The organism is Aliivibrio sp. 1S128 (genome assembly GCF_001691065.1).
GTDB lineage: Bacteria > Pseudomonadota > Gammaproteobacteria > Enterobacterales > Vibrionaceae > Aliivibrio.
Map to the genome: position 1 here is coordinate 752 of NZ_MAJV01000019.1, position 543 is coordinate 1,294.

The 543-nt window shown below is 30.4% G+C and carries 1 protein-coding gene; it reads right to left on the reverse strand.

Annotated elements, in window-relative coordinates:
- Positions 1-137: 137 nt before the first annotated feature.
- The gene (locus A6E03_RS04350; protein ID WP_065600239.1) at positions 138-365 is read right to left on the reverse strand and encodes a PAS factor family protein; all 228 of its coding nucleotides are present in this window, start codon (positions 363-365) and stop codon (positions 138-140) included.
- Positions 366-543 lie beyond the last annotated feature (178 nt).

Sequence of the window (543 nt, forward strand, 5' to 3'; positions counted from 1 at the left end):
GGTTTCGTGATTAAGGCGGTAAAATTCAGGTTGGTTTGCATGGTAATAAACGTGTTATGCCAGCGTTATGTGCATTTTGTAGATGTTTTTAGCCCTTAAATTAGTAATAAAGGCTAAAAATATTAAACTGATATGTTTTAATTAATGTTCTTTTTTAGAATATTAGAAGCTCTAGTCATTGCATCATCAAGATTTTCTAACCTTCCGGCACTAACTGGGCCTAAAACATTTGAATATAAGGCAAACTTCTTATCAAAAGGTAAGTCTAATTTGTCATATAATTTTTGACGGATCTGAGCGTGTTGGTTAGGTTTTGCATTTGCTAAGCTAGTAAGAGTGCTATAAATGAGCGATGTTGCATCCATTAGTTTATCTCTATTTTGTTCATTTGATTTCAGAGATTATATATTGTATTACAATATTATTTATTGGACTCTATCACATTATGGTTAAAAGTAGTTAATTTACTATGTTGGGGGATTAGTTTGTATTATTCATAATAAATGAAAAAAATATGACAATGCACATAACAAACGACTATGG